The organism is Dysosmobacter acutus, assembly GCF_018919205.1.
In the GTDB taxonomy this organism is placed as follows: domain Bacteria; phylum Bacillota; class Clostridia; order Oscillospirales; family Oscillospiraceae; genus Oscillibacter; species Oscillibacter acutus.
The window spans coordinates 1,704,017-1,719,198 of record NZ_JAHLQN010000001.1 but is presented as its reverse complement, the minus strand read 5'-3'; the positions used below and the strand labels follow the sequence as shown (position 1 = coordinate 1,719,198).

Genomic DNA, 15,182 nt, shown 5'->3' with positions numbered 1-15,182 from the left:
AGCGCGGCGCTCCTTTGACTCAACAGAGGGCCTATTTCACCAAATCGTCCAGTGAAAACCGCCGGACCTTTCCCGGCGGGTCCAGGCTCTTTGTGGCCACGCCGGCCACAAAGCCCTGGAAGGTCTCCACAAAGTAAAAGTGCTCGCCCGGCATAAGCTCCGTCTCCGCCCCAAGCAGCATCCCAACCCCGCTGCCGGAGCGCTTGGCCCTGGCTTCCCGCCGGACCCAGCTCTCAAAAAAGGCCTTTTCCGTGGCCACGCCGGCCAGGCGCTGCACGGCCCGCTGGCTCACCGGGCGGATTCGCTCGATGTCCACGCCCAGTGGGCGGTCATGGAGCCCTACCAGCACGGCCCCCCGGGTGTGGCTGAGGTTGAAGTGGACGGTTGGAAACTGGGGGAAGAAGGGTTTTCCCATGGACTCAAGGCCGATCTCCGGCAGCTCTTTCCAACCCAACTTCTCATAGAGGGCATAGCGCAGCAGCATATAGGCGCAAAGCGGCTCACGCCGCCGCTCCCGTTCCCGGATGCGCAGCGCCCGCTCCCGCCGTTCCGGCGGCATCAGCGACAGCAGGTCCGCCTCCTCCTTTTCGGTCAGCGGGCGCGTCAGCTCAACGGCCCACAATTCCATGTCCACAGCTTTCCCCCCTTTTTTCGGCTTTATTTTACAACCAACCGGCCGCTCTGTAAAGTAAACTTACTGTAAACAGCCCCAATCTGAGCTCCCACTCCTTTTTTTCGAAAATTTTCAGAAAAAAAGAGGATTTTTTTATTTTATGGGGTATATCATATGTGAATCCTTCGATAAGAGGGACTTTTTGCCGTATAATTCAGGCTGAATTGGGCGAAACTCATGGAAAGGAGGCGGCAAAATGCCTTTTCCGCAGAGCTTTTTGGACGAGCTGATCGATAGAAGCGACATCGTGGATGTGGTGGGGAGCTATGTACAGCTGACCCGTAAAGGCAGCAACCTGTTCGGGCTGTGTCCATTTCACAGTGAGAAGACCGGCTCCTTTTCCGTCTCGCCGGACAAGCAGATCTACTACTGCTTCGGCTGTAAAAAGGGCGGCGGGGTGGTCAACTTCATTATGGAGGAGGAAAACCTCTCCTTCCCGGACGCTGTCCGCTTCCTTGCAAAACGCGCGGGCATGGAGGTGCCGGAGGAGGACGGAGACCGTGAGGCCGGCCGACGCCGGGCCCGGCTGCTGGACTTAAACCGGGAGGCGGCCCGGTTTTATTACCAGATGCTTCAGCAAAAAGAGGCAGAGGCGGTGGCCGCCTATCTCAGCCGGCGCCGGATCACCCGTGCCACCGCAGTGCGGTTCGGCCTGGGCGCCTCTTTGGATGAATGGGACGCCCTCACCCACGCCATGGGAAAAAAGGGCTACACCAAGACGGAGCTCCTGGCCGCCGGACTGGCGGTCCAGGGGAAGAACGGCGGCATCTACGACAAGTTCCGCAACCGGCTGATGTTTCCGGTCATCGACGTGCGGGGCGACGTGGTGGCCTTCGGCGGCCGGGTGATAGATCAGTCGGAGCCAAAGTATATGAACACCTCGGAAACAGCCGTCTACAGCAAACGGCGCCTTCTCTACGGGCTGAACCTGGCCAAAAAAACCAAACGGCCCAACATTATCCTCTGCGAGGGCAACATCGATGTGGTGATGCTCCATCAGGCCGGCTTTGACAACGCCGTGGCCTCCATGGGCACCGCCCTCACCGTGGAGCAGACCCGCCTCCTCTCCCGCTACACCAAGGAGCTGGTCCTCTGCTATGACAACGACGGAGCGGGCAGGATCGCCACGGAGCGGGCCCTCCAGATTTTGAACAACTCCGAATTCTCCGTCCGGGTGCTTCAGCTCCCGCGCCGTCTGAACAATGGGGAGTACGTCAAGCAGGACGCCGACGACTTTATCAAGTTTCAGGGAAAGGACGCCTTTGAGCGTCTGCTCTCCGGCAGCGAAAATGGCATGGAATTCCGCATGGCCCAGGTTGCCGCGAAATATGATTTAAATGACGACACGGCCCGGGTGGCCTACAGCGAGGAGATCAGCGCCCTGCTCTCCACTCTCTCCAACGCGGTGGAGCGGGAGGTCTACGCCGTCCGCGCCGCTGAGACTGCCCGGATATCCCCGGAAGCCATGCGCTCGGAGGTACAGCGCGCCCTGAAGCGGCGCCTGAGCCAGGAGAAAAAGGCCCAGCTCAAAAAGGAGCTCAATCCGGCCGCGGAGCTCCAGCCCCGCCAGCGCTCACTGCGTTATGAAAATGTCCGCTCCGCCCTTGCCGAGGAGGGGATTCTCCGGCTGCTGGCGCTGGACGACTCCCTGAAGCCGGAGGAGTTCTCTCTGCCGGAGGAGAGGTTTTCCTCACCGCTGCTGCGCCGGATCTACGCGGCGCTCAAAGATGCCAGGGCCCAGGGCAGGCCCCTGAGCATCGCCGCAATGGCCAGCGACCTTACGCCGGAGGAGATGAGCCATCTCACCGGCGTGATGCAAAAGCCGGAGGTCCTGGCCAACAGCGCCCAGGCGCTCCAGGACTACATACGGGTGGTCAATGATGAATATACCAAGCGAACCCGCCAGGCCGGTCTGGACCCCCTTCTGGCGGCGCAGGAAAAATACAAAGAGAAAAAGGGAAGGAAAGCGTAAATGACAAAGAAAAAAGAATCCGATCTTCTGACCGAGCAGGCGGACGCCATCCTGGCCGCCGCCGAGGCCGAGGACACAAAAAAAAATAAAGACGACTCCCCCGCACCCGAGGCCAAGGCCGCCCCTGGTCCGTTGGATGAAAAGCTGATCGCCTCCCTGCCTGCCGCCGCCGTCATTCAAAGCAGCGAAAAGCTGCGGGATTTGTTGGCCAAGGGCAGAAAGAAGGGCAAGTTAGAATCTGCGGAGCTGATGGAGGTCCTGGACGACATGGACCTGGACAGCGACCAGATGGATCACATCTATGATTCCCTGGAGACTCTGAATATCGAGGTGGGCAACGACGAGGACCTGCTCCCCGATCTGCCCGACGACGCGGAGCCTCCCATCGAGGAGATCGCTGAGATCGAGGAAGAGGAGCTGGTAGACCCCAATACCCTGGTGGACAGCTTCTCCATTGACGATCCGGTCCGCATGTACCTCAAGGAGATCGGCAAGGTTCCTCTGCTCTCCCCGGACGAGGAGGTGGAGCTGGCCCAGCAGATGTCCGACGGCAACGAGGCCGACCGGAAGCTCCAGGAGATGGACAAGGCCCGCAGGGCCGGCGAAGCCGTTGACGCGGAAGAGGAGGCCAGGCTGAAAAAAGTCAGCCGCACCGGTGAAAAGGCCAAGCAGAAGTTAGCGGAGGCCAACCTCCGTCTCGTGGTCTCCATCGCCAAGCGCTATGTGGGCCGCGGGATGCTGTTTCTGGACCTGATCCAGGAGGGCAACCTTGGCCTCATCAAGGCGGTGGAAAAATTTGATTACACCAAGGGCTACAAGTTCTCCACCTACGCCACCTGGTGGATCCGTCAGGCCATCACCCGCGCCATCGCCGACCAGGCCCGCACCATCCGCATTCCCGTACACATGGTGGAGACCATCAACAAGGTGATCCGCGTCTCCCGGCAGCTGCTTCAGGAATTAGGACACGATCCCTCCCCCATGGAGGTGGCGGCCGAGATGAACATGCCTGTGGAGAAGGTCCGGGAAATTCTGAAGATCGCCCAGGAGCCCGTGTCTCTTGAGACGCCAATCGGCGAGGAGGAGGACTCCCATCTGGGGGACTTCATTCCCGACGAGGGCGCCTCGGAGCCCTCTGAGGCCGCCTCCTTCACGCTGCTTAAGGAGCAGCTGGTGGATGTGCTGTCCACGCTGACGCCCCGTGAGGAAAAGGTTCTCAAACTGCGCTTTGGCATTGAGGACGGCCGCACCCGCACCCTTGAAGAGGTGGGTAAGGAGTTCAACGTGACCCGTGAGCGCATCCGTCAGATTGAGGCGAAGGCCCTGCGCAAGCTGCGCCATCCCAGCCGCAGCAAAAAGCTGAAGGACTTCTTGAACTGAGAAAAAGGCGCCGTTTCCGGGAAACGGCGCCTTCTCCCTGCCCCAACGGGCACCACCTAAATTTTACTGCGGAGAACGACCTATGAACAAATTAGCTGTCGGCATACTGGCCCACGTGGATGCGGGAAAGACCACGCTGTCGGAGGCGCTGCTCTACCGGAGCGGAGCTCTGCGCACCCTGGGCCGGGTGGACCATCAGGACGCCTTTTTGGATACGGATCACATAGAGAGGGAACGGGGCATCACCATCTTTTCCAAGCAGGCCATCCTCCCTTTGGAGGGTCTGGAGCTGACGCTGCTGGACACCCCGGGCCACGCCGACTTTTCCAGTGAAATGGAGCGGACGCTTCAGGTGCTGGACTATGCCATTCTGGTCATCAGCGGCACGGATATGGTTCAGGGCCACACCCAGACCCTCTGGCGCCTTTTGACCCGCTACCGCATTCCAACGTTTTTGTTTGTCAACAAGATGGACCTGGCCGGAACGGATCGCTCCGCCGTGATGGAATCGCTTAAGGGGCGGCTGAGCGAGAGCTGCGTGGACTTTTCCGAAAGCGGCGACTCCCTCTGGGAAAGCGTGGCCATGTGCGGTGAAGCAGCGCTGAGTCAGTATCTGGAACATGGCCAAGTGGAAGAGGCGGAGGTCGCCGCTCTGATCCGCCGCCGCCAGCTCTTCCCCTGCTACTTCGGCTCGGCGCTGAAATTGGAGGGTATCGACGGGTTCTTGGACGGCATCCGGCGCTTTGCCCGCCGCCCTGACTACAGCGCGGAGTTCGGCGCAAAGGTTTTCAAGATCGCCCGGGATCCTCAGGGGAACCGGCTGACCTATCTGAAGATCACCGGCGGCAGCCTGAAGGTCAAGGCCCTCCTTTCCGGAGGACAAAGCCCGGAAACCTGGTCGGAAAAGGTAGATCAAATCCGCATTTACTCCGGGGCCAAGTTCGTCCCCACGGAGGAGGCGGAGGCGGGGACGGTCTGCGCCGTGACCGGGCTGAGCCGCACCCGCCCCGGCGACGGCCTCGGAGCGGAGCCGCCCTCCCCGGAGCCGGTGCTCTCGGCGGTGCTGGCCTACAGGCTGCTGCTTCCCAAGGGGTGTGATCCCCACAGCGCCTGGTCCAGACTGGTCCAATTGGAAGAGGAGGACCCCCAGCTCCACATCGTCTGGAACGACCAGCTGCGGGAAATCCATCTTCAGCTGATGGGCGAAATCCAGCTGGAGATTTTAAAGCGGCAGATTTCAGAGCGCTTCGGCCTTTCGGTGGAGTTCGGTCCGGGCAGCATCGTCTACCGGGAGACCATCGCCGCGCCGGTGGAGGGCGTTGGGCATTTCGAGCCGCTGCGCCACTATGCGGAGGTCCACCTTCTTCTGGAGCCCGGTGAGCCGGGCAGCGGCCTTCATTTTGCCTCCGTGTGCGGTGAGGATGTGCTGGACAAGAGCTGGCAGCATCTGGTGCTCACCCATCTAAAGGAGAAAACCCACTTGGGCGTTCTCACCGGATCGCCCATCACAGACATGAAAATCACTCTTACCGCCGGGCGCGCCCACGTCAAACACACCGAGGGCGGCGATTTCCGCCAGGCCACCTACCGGGCTGTCCGTCAGGGGCTGATGGGGGCGCAGAACATTTTGCTGGAGCCCTGGTATGACTTCCAGCTGGAGCTTCCTGCCCAGTATGTGGGCCGGGCCATGTCCGACCTTCAGCGCATGTCCGGTCAGGTGGAGCCGCCCCAGGCCCAGGGTGAGGTCTCCCTTCTCACCGGCTGTGCGCCGGTCAGCAAGCTTCAGGGCTACGCCTCCCAAGTCACCGCCTATACCCGGGGTCTGGGGCGGCTGCTGTGCGACCTGCGGGGCTATCAGCCCTGCCACAACCAGGAGGAAGTGGTGGCCTCCATCGGCTACGACTGCCAGCGGGATGTGGACAATCCGGCCGACTCCGTGTTCTGCTCCCATGGCGCCGGGGTAGTGGTCAAATGGAACGAGGTGCCCGCCCGGATGCATCTGCCCAGCTTTCTGCGGCCCCAGCAGACGAAGACGCTTCCTCAGCGCAGAAGCGTATCCGCCGCCTATACCGGCTCTGCTCAGCAGGACAAGGAGCTGGCCGAAATTTTTGAGCGGACCTATGGTCCCGTGAAGCGCAGGGACCCCTTCCGAAAAGAACCACCCCAACCCGCTCCTCCGGAAAAGCGTCCCATCCGCCCGGCGGACAGCCGTCCGGAATACCTGCTGGTGGACGGATACAACATCATCTTTGCCTGGGACGAGCTGAAGGCTGTGGCCCAGGACAGCCTGGACGCCGCCCGGAAACTGCTGATGGACCTGCTCAGCAACTACCAGGGGTACCGCAAGTGCGTGGTCATCCTTGTCTTTGACGCATACAAGGTACCGGGCAACCCCGGCTCCGTCAGCCGCTACCACAACATCCACGTGGTGTACACCAAAGAGGCGGAGACGGCGGACGCCTACATCGAGCGCGTCACCTATGAGATCGGTCGGGAGCACCGGGTCCGGGTCGCCACCTCAGACGGACCCGAGCAACTCATCATCCTGGGCCATGGCGCCCTCCGGGTCCCGGCCAGTGCCTTCCACGCGGAGGTCGAGCAGGTGGAAGGTCAGATTGCCGCGATTTTGGAGCGAAACAACCGCCGGGAAAAGTCCCGGGCCATCCAGGCCGCGCTGGAGCGGGCGGAACAGGAGAAATAGCGTCTTTCCAATGGGTGGACGGCTCGGAGGCCAACACCGGTTCCATGCAAAAGCAAGAGCCCCTGGAATGCTCCAGGGGCTTCTTTTTTCGCTTGTATCACTCCCGCTCCAGATAGGACAGGATTCTGGCCGCCTCCTGCCCCGCCAGGGCATGCACGCCGTCGAAATCCACATAGGGGTTATAGACCGCCTCCAGGGCGTCATGGGACTTCTTTGCCTCCCGCAGCGCCTGAATCGCCTCCTCCCGCAGCAGTTCGACCATGCGGAGGGAGAATCGGAGCTGACTGCGGCTTGTGATCTCCGCCATGGAGTCCACCCGAATGCGCCGGTAAACCTGGCCCGTGTAAGGTTCCTGATCGTCTGAGGTGACAAAGGCCAGCCCCAGGTCGGGGATCAGCAGATGGCGCAGGGTTTTGGGATCCTCCGGGCTGGGGCAGGCAATCACATCGTGCCCTGACGCGAGGGCCGCCTGATGGAACCGCTCTATCATTCCGCCGGCCAGGTGGTAGTGATCTGTCAGCACATAGACTTTTGAACAAAGTTCCTCCACCGTGTCAAAGAAGCAAATGTGCCCCTTGTAGGTGACGCTGCCCAAAAAGCGCAGAGTGGTCTTCCCGACCCGGCCGTTTTTTTTGCGCAGCTCCCGGGCGATGATTCCCCGGGCGCGGCGCTCCGCCTTCACCTTGTTTAGACGAACCTGCTCCATGGCGTCGCATTCCACCTGGTGCGCGGCCTTCAGCCGCCGGAACGCCCGGGCGTAAGCCGCGTGGCACGCGTCGCTGTGGGCGATCACCTCGCTGCGGCAGGCCTTCGCGGCCTCTATGTCGTAGAACTGCCCCAAGTTGACATAACGGTCTACTGCCGCCGGATACTGTGCCTCGATCACGTGGGAGAGCGCAACCCCGGGACACTTTCCAACTGGGAACCCAGCGGCCGGAAAGGCGGCAGGTTTAAAATCTCCAGATGACTTTGACCTCCTGTCGGCCGGTTTCCGGGTCCCGTTCCCCGATTTCAATCTGTTCTATCAGCCGCACCACCAGTTCACGGGGAACCGTCTTCAGCTCCAGCAGCTCCCATGCCCGCTCCATCAGGTCCTCCCTGCCGGCGGGCGCCTCCTCTTCCATTTGGGAGAGCCGCTGTTCCAAGCGGCTTCTTTCCTTCTGAAATGCCTGATTCAGCTCTAAAAACTGCGCCTCGCTGAGTATGCCGGACGCCTTATCCAGATAAAGGCTTCTCATCGCCTGGCCGCGCCGCTCTATCTGGAGGGCCAGGGCCTTTTTCTCCTGCTCCAGCGCCTCCCGGCAGATGGAGGGATGGGGTGTAACCTCCAGTCTCTCTATGGCAGCGTACTTTCGGACATACTGGCGGATCCGGTCTAAAATCCCTTCGATGAGCGGTTCAAGCCGGATGGAGTGCCGGGTGCACTGTCCCCCTCCGGCGGCATAGCGCCCGCACCGGAGGTAATACGCCTTCGCCTGTCCCTTCCGCCCGCTTGAGGTTCTGCTCATAGTGCCGCCGCAGTCCATGCACTTCACCAGGGAGGACAGCAGGTGGGCCTCCCCCCTTCCGTCGGATCTGGCCCGCAGGCCCAGGCCGCGCTGGACATCGTCAAAAATGTTCCGGTCGATGATGGCCTCGTGGGTTCCCTCCACCCGGTACCACCGGTCCTTGGGCACGCTGAGAAGCTTTTTTGACTTATAGCTGAGTTTTTTTCGCCGCCCTTGGATCATGACGCCGGTGTACATCTCATTGCGGAGGATACGCCATACCGTTGTCTTGTTCCACAGGCCGTCTAACTTCTCCTCCGACCGATAACCAGCCGGACTCGGCGTCCCCCGCCGGTTGAGCAGCCGGGCGATCTCCTGGATGCCCCGGCCCTCCACGGACCAGAGAAAAATCTGGCGTACCACCGCAGCCGCCGGCGGGTCCACAAGGAGCCGGTTTCTGTCGTGTGGATCCTTTCGATAGCCGTAGAGCGCTGCCGCGCCGATGTACTGCCCTTCCCGCCTCTTCAGGTCCAGGACCATGCGCACATTTTCCGACAGATCCTCCAGATACCACTCATTGATGAGTCCGTTGATCTGGCGGGCCTTTTTGTTGCCCCGGACCTCGGTGTCCACGTTGTCGGCCACCGCGATGAAGCGGATGCCCCAGAGAGGAAAAAGGCCGTGAATGTACTTTTCCACCAGCTCCATGTCCCGGGTGAACCGGGACTGGCTCTTGCAGAGAATCACCTGAAAGCGCCCCTGCCGCGCGTCCTCCATCATCCGGTTAAAGTCCGGCCGCAGACCATCCGCGCCGGAGTAGTCCTCGTCGCAGTAGATCTGGTACACCTCCCACCCCCGCTCTAACGCATAGCGGACCAGGATGGACTTTTGGTTCTGGATACTTTCGGATTCGGTCTTTTTTTCCTCGTCCTCCTTACTCAGCCGGGCATAAACCGCGCAGAGCATCCGCTCCGCCTCCTCACTTGCGGCGCTGCGGCTCATCTGCTCAGCTCATCCCTGAGCCAACGCTCCACCTCCTGGCGGAGCCGCTCCCGCCGGGCGCTATCTTCATCGGACTGGAACTGCTCTTCCCATATGATGGTGGTTTCCTTCATGCAAATCGCCTCCACCAGAGCATATGCGCTCCCTTCCTCAGGATATGAAAAAGCAGATGTGCGGAGACTCCGCACATCTGCCATTTTTTATTTCTTTCGCTGACCGCTTATGGTCTGTTCAATGGCGCTTTCCATCATCTCCCGGGACATCTGACCGGAGACGTATCCGAATACATTTCCGTCAGAGTCGATGAGGAAAGTGGTGGGAAATGCCTGAATGCCGTAGTTGCCAAAGACCTGGCCTGTGGTATCCATCACCACCGGGAAGGTATAGCCTCCGTCCTTCAGGAACTGCTCCACCTCCTCCTGGGTCTTATCCTGATTATAGGGATACTCCTTGGACTTGGGATTGGCCACACCCAATACCACAATGTCCTCTTCGTTGCTGCCGTAATCCTCATAGAGCTCCTGAATCTCCGGCATCTCGCGCTGGCAGGGTCCGCACCAGGTGGCCCAGAAATTTAAAAACACGGTCTTGCCCTGATAGTCGGAGAGGGTATGCGTGTTCCCATCCTGATCCACAAGCGTGAAGTCCGGCGCGGCCACCGTGTCCTCTTGACCGGATTCCGGCGACACCTGGGAGGCGGACGGACTTCCGCTCTGCTGGGCTCCGCCGGTGGTGGAGAGATAGCCGGAGATGCCGTTCATAAAGCCGGTCATGGTCATGACTCCCATGAGGATCAAAAGCACCGCCCCGATCTTCACCGTGTAGCGCACCACCTGCTGGTGGTGCTTGAAAAAGCCCAGTACAGCCCCGGTAAAGAGTCCCACCGCCAAAAACGGAATCACAAAGCCCAGGGTATACACGCCGATGAGAAGGAATCCCATGCCGGCGCTGGACGCGGAGGAGGCCATCAGCAGCACGCTGCCCAGTGTGGGACCCACGCAGGGAGTCCAGGCAAAGCTGAAGGTAAAGCCAAGGAGCAGTGCCACTACAGGGTTCATGGCCCATTGATCAAGCCGGAAAGGCAGCCGGTGCTCCCGCTCCAACACGCCGGACGTCCCAAAGGCGCCAAGCTGGTAAACGCCGAACAGGAACATAATCAAACCGCTGACTGTGGTGAAAAGCCGCTGATTGGAGCTGAAAAAACGCCCCAGAGCGGTAAAGCCGAATCCCAGCAGGAAAAATGCAAAACTGACGCCCACCACGAAAAACGCCGTGTTGACCATAACCTTCCCCCTGGGGTAGCGGATGTTCCCCTGTCCATCCACCGTCCTGGCGCCTCCCGCCAGATAGCTCACATAAAGCGGAACCAGAGGCAGCACGCAGGGAGAGAAAAAGCTCAGCAGCCCCTGAAAAAACACCGTAATCGCGGGTATGCTGGTTCCAAGGGATAAGTTCATACCATGCTCCTTTCCGCATTTTTTTGCCGGTCAGTGCAGAAAATCCGATGATCCAGATCGGCAATGCTGACCTGCGCCAGCCGTTCTTTGCAGCGCGTATTCAGGTCAAGAAAAAGTTCATCCATCAAATCCGCCATGCCGGAGGCCACCAGACATTCCATGTCGGCGTCCCCGCTGTGCCACGAGGAATCCACAAACCGCGCTCCCAGTGCATCCGCAACCAGGTCCAGCGTAAGCTGCTCCGGATCGCCTGCAAACCGATATCCCCCCACACTGCCCTCTTTCGTATGCACCATCCCCGCCTTCTTCAGCGCGGACATCACTCTGCGCACCCGGGCCGGATTCGTGCAGATGTTTTCCGCCAGGTCCTCACTTGAGAGCATACACGCTTTGTGATTTAGATAGACCAGGGCATGCACCGCAACGCAAAACGAACTGTCCATATTTTATCACTCCTGTCCAAAGGCTGTTTGGCGAGCCCGTTTGAATCTGTAATATTTTCAGTTACAGTTTATACTGTAACAATACCAGATACAGTTTAATTTATCAAGCTTTTTCCGGAGTGCTCTCTCCAATTTCCAAAAAAACAGAGGAGAGCGTTCCTCTCCTCCGTTTTCCTGAGACCGCCATTTTTAAAGGGCGCTATTCTTCAAGCTCCTTCATCTGCTTCAGAAGGGTTTTCAGATTGTTGTAAAAGTAGGCGCACTCCTGAATGTCCAGATATTCGCCTGTGGAGTGGCAGTTGTAGGCGGAGGGTGTCAGAGACACCGCGTTCAGCCCGGGGATGTGCTTGGTAAAGTATCCGATCTCCCCCGTGCCGCCCAGCAGGAAGGGCGGATACTCCGGGTAGAGCCTGCGGACCATATCCATCCACCGGTCATTGACGCTGTACTCCCAGGCGGGAAAATCACACAGCAGCTCCACATCCACCCCTAAGATTCCAGCAAGGCGGCAGACCTGCTCATAGAGATAAAACCGCTTTGTATCGGTGCTGCGGATGGTCAGAGCGAATTCCACCACATCCTCCCGGCTCTCCAGTACGCCCACGTTGGACGAGCTGCCAAGGGTCTGGGCAAAGTCCTGATGGGTAGACCGCAGTCCATCGGGCAAAAGCGTGAGAAGGTCCAGTACCTTGGCCGCATCCTGGTCGCAAAGGGCGTCCAAGCGGCTCTTGCAAGGCTCCATCATGATTGAAATATCCGGATCCCGTCTGGCGTACTCCTTTTTCAGCATGGCCGCGCATGCGGCCACCACATCGCAGGCGCTGTCCGGACAGGATTCCGGAACGGCGATGAGCGCCGACGCCAAGGTGGGGATCGCGGTGGCCATGCAGCCGCCTGAGCGCCCACCCTGGAGGGAGAGAATCTGAATGTCCCCATGTTTCGTCAGCTCTATCAGAACACGGTTGAGCAGAGTGATCGCATTGGCCCGCTCAAAAAGCGCTTCCGCTCCGCTGTGGCCGCCCTTGAGCCCACTGACGGACACCTTATAAACCGCGCTGTGCTCCTTGACAGGCGTATGGCCGCGGGGCATCAAAAGGCGCACATCGATCTCGCCCGCACTGCCCACCGCAACCCCCATGCCGTCGATGTTGATATAGTACCTGCTTTGAATCCGACTATAGTCCAGCCGTCGGCCACCGTCCATATCGGTTTCCTCATTGGCTGTAAATACACACTCCAGGGCAGGGTGCTCCGCTTCAGTATCAGCCATGTATGCCAGCATAAACGCCATTCCGATCCCGTCGTCCCCACCAAGGGTAGTCCCTTCGGCAGTGACGATGCCGTTTTCCGCATACACACGGATTGGGTCTTTGGAAAAATCATGTTCCACGCCCTCGTCCTTTATGCAGACCATATCCACGTGAGAATGCAGGATGACGGAGGGCGCATGCTCATATCCCGGCGTGGCCGGGATCTCCGCAATCACGTTGTACGCTTCGTCCCGGCGCGCTTTGATTCCGTGCTTGCCGCAAAAGTCCATCAGATAGGCTGTGATCGGCCCTGCGTTGCCGGAATTCCTTGGGATTTGGGAAATCTGATAAAAATAGTTCCACACGTCCGCAGGCTCAATCCCGGAAAGCGTATAGTTTTTCCCCATTTGTTTTCCCCCTTAAAAATAATCAAGTCCTTCTCTCTTGCTGTATCATCGCCTTGGCCTATGTGTAGGATACACCCTTCCGCCGCCGTTGGGCAAGCTCCGATTTGTGTTTTCCTTCTCCCGAACGGGCGGGCCGGCGGCCTCAGCCCGGGTGATGTCTTCCTAATCTGCGGGAAGCACGCCCAAAGGGAAGCCTGTCCGAATTGTCTCTGACCTGGGCCCGGCAAAGCCGGCGGCACCTCTTTCGGACGCTGTGTCCTTTCGTTGCTCTCCCGTGGGGGGATGTGCCGTCCGCAATGGCGGTGCGGCACTCCGGCAGCAAAACCGCGTCCAGGGAATCCGGGTCTCCGGAACAGTAGATGTACTCCACCGGGGTGCCGGCCTGTTCGGCCGCCTGGGCGATCCGCTTCATAAATGTGGACTTGCCCGCCCCCGGGCCGCCCTTTAAAATCAGGAAATCGTGGGTTTCGTGCAGATCCAGCATCTGCGGGTATAGGCTCTGGAATCCCTCGCCGCTGTTTGCGCCGAGGAAAAAACGAATTGACATGCATCTTTCCTCCTCTCTCTCCAAGCTATGCGAAAGCGGTGGAAATGGCATCCGCAATCCATAAAAAAGAAGCGGGAAGTCCCGCTTCTTTTTTGTATCACCGCAATAAACACCCATGCGCCACTGTGGACGCGGCCAAAGCTTCAGCCATGTCCGCGGAGCGGCTATGGCGTAAAATGGCGCTTTTCCCTATTTTTATATCACAGTGTTCCGACAGGCAGCAGCGGCTCCGGACACTCCGGGTGGCCGGCCAGCATCTTCTCCATCCAAACCATGTCCCACCAGCGGCCCAACTTATAGCCGCACTGAGTGAAGTGGCCGATGGTCCGGTAGCCCATGTGCTGATGGAAGGCAATGCTGCCCGGGTTGGGATAGGCGATGCAGGCATAGACGTTGAGGACATTCTGCCGCGCCAGCAGCTCCTCCAAGGTTTGGTAGAGCCGCCTGCCCACACCGCCGCGCCGGCAGCCCTGCTCCACATAGACGGAGCATTCCACCGCCCAGCTGTAGGCGGCCCGGTCATGGAAGGCGGAGGCGTAAGCGTAGCCCATCGGCTTTCCGTCCCGCTCCGCCACCAGGTAGGGGTAGCGCTCCAACGTCTTTTGAATCCGGCCGGCAAACTCCGCTGCCGCAGGCACCTCGTACTCAAAGCTGATGGCCGTCTGCTCCACATAGGGGGCGTAAATGGCCACAAGGGCCTCAGCGTCCTCCGCCGTCGCCATCCGGATGCTGATTTCCATACGGTCCTCTCCTTTTTGATAGAAATCTCACAGGATCACCCTGTTCTCCTTCGCCTCTGAGAAGGTTTGCTCCAGCATGGCCTTGTGGGAGAGGAAGGCCGGGTCATCTAAGTACTTGGCGTGGGTGGGGCAGCGCTTGATGCAGGCGTGGCACTTGATGCATAGCCCCGGCACGTTGGACACATCCGCCGGATCGATGGCGCCCATGGGACAGATGCTGGCGCAGAGTCCGCAGGAGACGCACCTGCCGGGATCGGTCTTGGGCTTGGCCTTCAGGAATTTGGCGCTCTGGCCGTCCACGCCCATGGGCACATAGTAGGGCGCCGCCGGGTCGCCGGGCACCTGGATCGGCCCGGGAAGGGCGGTGAGGCCGCTCACCTTGTCGGCGACCTGCGAGGCAAAGTCCGCCGCCTGGCGCAAATCCGCCTCAGCCGGCCGGCCGGCGGCCAGGACGTCGGAAAAGGCGTGCTGGCCCACAAAGGCGGCCGCCGCCACCGTGTGGAAACCGTGGTTCTCCAGCTCGAAAGAAAGCTCCGCCAGGGAGTTGTCAAAGCTGCGGTTGCCAAAGAGCACCACGCTCACCGCCAAAGCTCCGTTTCCCACAAATTGGCTCTGAACAAAGGGCAGCACCTTGTTGGGCACCTTGCCCGCATAGGTGGGCGTTCCGAAAAACACCAAATCCGTCTCCCGGAAGGAAAACACCTTCTCCCGCATGCGGGGAAGCGTAAAATCGATCTTCTCCAGCGGCAGATTCAGGCGCTTTGACGCCTCCTCCGCCATGGCGGATACCACTTTCTCCGTGGTTAGCGTGGCGCTCCAGTAGACAGCCCAGACTTTTTCCATCTTCATCTTGATTTCCCCTTTTCTCTCAGTTCGCGCTCAGAGCGGAGCGCGGCAGCGGGCACGCCCCTACAGCGAAAAATCCTCCTGCTTCAGCTTGCCGGTGTCCAGTGCCGCAGGGCGGGGCGGCACCCGCTTCAGGGGGTCGTACCGGAAGGCCCGGCAGTGGCCTTCAGATGGCACGATGCCCTTTTTCAGGCATGCCACCTCTTTTTCACTGATGGGGCTTCCCTTTTTACAGTAAATGCAGCAGGGTTCGATATCCTTGCGAAACAGCACGCGG

Annotated in this window: 13 protein-coding genes; 3 read left to right on the top strand and 10 right to left on the bottom strand. The window is 59.9% G+C overall.

The annotated features are described in order from the left end of the window. Window positions 1-31 precede the first annotated feature (31 nt). On the bottom strand, window positions 32-628 hold the full coding sequence (locus KQI82_RS08255) for a 4'-phosphopantetheinyl transferase family protein (RefSeq protein ID WP_241426817.1): 597 nt from the start codon (window positions 626-628) through the stop codon (window positions 32-34). A gap of 241 nt (window positions 629-869) precedes the next feature. Here KQI82_RS08255 and dnaG point away from each other — a divergent pair, with 241 nt between their 5' ends. The 3 genes from dnaG to KQI82_RS08240 all read left to right on the top strand — a co-directional run bounded on the left by dnaG (window position 870) and on the right by KQI82_RS08240 (window position 6,726). Beyond that, window positions 870-2,645 carry a DNA primase gene (gene dnaG / locus KQI82_RS08250; protein ID WP_216632328.1) on the top strand — a complete coding sequence of 592 codons (1,776 nt, stop codon included), beginning with the start codon at window positions 870-872 and terminating at the stop codon, window positions 2,643-2,645. Beyond that, on the top strand, window positions 2,646-4,025 hold the full coding sequence (gene rpoD / locus KQI82_RS08245) for an RNA polymerase sigma factor RpoD (RefSeq protein ID WP_216632327.1): 1,380 nt from the start codon (window positions 2,646-2,648) through the stop codon (window positions 4,023-4,025). Between the two features lie 82 nt (window positions 4,026-4,107). Further along, complete coding sequence (locus tag KQI82_RS08240; RefSeq protein WP_216632326.1) at window positions 4,108-6,726, top strand: translation factor GTPase family protein; 2,619 nt, start codon at window positions 4,108-4,110, stop codon at window positions 6,724-6,726. 97 nt (window positions 6,727-6,823) lie between these two features. Here KQI82_RS08240 and KQI82_RS08235 read toward each other — a convergent pair whose 3' ends face one another. The 9 genes from KQI82_RS08235 to KQI82_RS08195 all read right to left on the bottom strand — a co-directional run bounded on the left by KQI82_RS08235 (window position 6,824) and on the right by KQI82_RS08195 (window position 15,178). Beyond that, entirely contained in the window at window positions 6,824-7,612 is a 789-nt protein-coding gene (locus KQI82_RS08235; RefSeq protein ID WP_216632325.1) for a hypothetical protein, read from the bottom strand. A gap of 64 nt (window positions 7,613-7,676) precedes the next feature. Further along, window positions 7,677-9,215 (bottom strand): recombinase family protein, encoded by a 1,539-nt coding sequence (locus KQI82_RS08230; protein WP_241426664.1) that lies wholly within the window; start codon window positions 9,213-9,215, stop codon window positions 7,677-7,679. 200 nt (window positions 9,216-9,415) lie between these two features. After that, window positions 9,416-10,672, bottom strand: a complete 1,257-nt coding sequence (locus tag KQI82_RS08225; protein ID WP_216632324.1) for a redoxin family protein — start codon at window positions 10,670-10,672, stop codon at window positions 9,416-9,418. Further along, a complete protein-coding gene (locus tag KQI82_RS08220) occupies window positions 10,669-11,115 on the bottom strand; it encodes an RrF2 family transcriptional regulator (RefSeq protein ID WP_216632323.1) in 447 nt (148 codons plus the stop codon). The genes KQI82_RS08225 and KQI82_RS08220 overlap by 4 nt, the downstream gene beginning before the upstream one ends. 199 nt (window positions 11,116-11,314) lie before the next feature. After that, the gene (gene pepD, locus KQI82_RS08215) at window positions 11,315-12,772 is read right to left on the bottom strand and encodes a beta-Ala-His dipeptidase (RefSeq protein ID WP_216632322.1); all 1,458 of its coding nucleotides are present in this window, start codon (window positions 12,770-12,772) and stop codon (window positions 11,315-11,317) included. Window positions 12,773-12,914: 142 nt separating this feature from the next. Further along, entirely contained in the window at window positions 12,915-13,319 is a 405-nt protein-coding gene (locus tag KQI82_RS08210; protein WP_216632321.1) for a P-loop domain-containing protein, read from the bottom strand. Window positions 13,320-13,519: 200 nt separating this feature from the next. After that, window positions 13,520-14,059, bottom strand: coding sequence for a GNAT family N-acetyltransferase (locus tag KQI82_RS08205; protein WP_216632320.1), 540 nt, complete (start codon window positions 14,057-14,059; stop codon window positions 13,520-13,522). A gap of 27 nt (window positions 14,060-14,086) precedes the next feature. Further along, entirely contained in the window at window positions 14,087-14,908 is an 822-nt protein-coding gene (locus KQI82_RS08200) for a 4Fe-4S binding protein (protein WP_216632319.1), read from the bottom strand. Window positions 14,909-14,968: 60 nt separating this feature from the next. Continuing rightward, window positions 14,969-15,178: a hypothetical protein gene (locus KQI82_RS08195; protein ID WP_216632318.1), complete on the bottom strand. Its 210-nt coding sequence runs from the start codon at window positions 15,176-15,178 to the stop codon at window positions 14,969-14,971. Window positions 15,179-15,182: the final 4 nt, after the last annotated feature.